Genomic DNA, 524 nt, shown 5'->3' on the forward strand with positions numbered 1-524 from the left:
TAACGACGCGAACTTCGATGCAAACGGATTATTTCAATGCGAACTGTCATCGAATACAAATGACCATGATGAAGCGCTTTTCTTAACCATATTTAAGAACGAAACCACCATCAATTTGCACATGTCGTTGACCAGCCCTGTTGAGTTGCCAACACCTCTGCCAGAAGCCATCGCAATTGCAATCGGTGAACACGCGCTAGAACCATTTCGAGGTGGTTTCGGTGTTGGTTTAATGCCGGACAGCCGCAGACTGACCGTTTATAAGGTTATTTCGTTAGCTAATAAGCCTCAAAGTTATGTTCAAAACACATTCCAACAACTGCTAGAAAAAATTGAGCAGTGGCACCTCTTCATTGAACAAACCGATAACGAAGCAGCAATTCCAGAACAATTACCTGCTGGGATTTTCATTTAATCCCGCTAAAAACGACCATGTTTAGAAATGAGTTTATTTTATGTCGACAATTCAAATTAATAGTCAACATCGAGGTAATTTAGACCTCGCAGATATTCAAAATATCAAA

The 524-nt window shown here is 40.3% G+C and carries 1 protein-coding gene; it reads left to right on the forward strand.

Annotation, left to right across the window (positions count from 1 at the left end):
- Window positions 1-415: Ati1 family type III secretion system chaperone (ati1, locus tag R7190_RS30540; protein WP_318138300.1), on the forward strand; the 415-nt coding region annotated here is incomplete at its 5' end.
- Window positions 416-524 lie beyond the last annotated feature (109 nt).

The organism is Vibrio sp. 1078-1, from assembly GCF_033340475.1.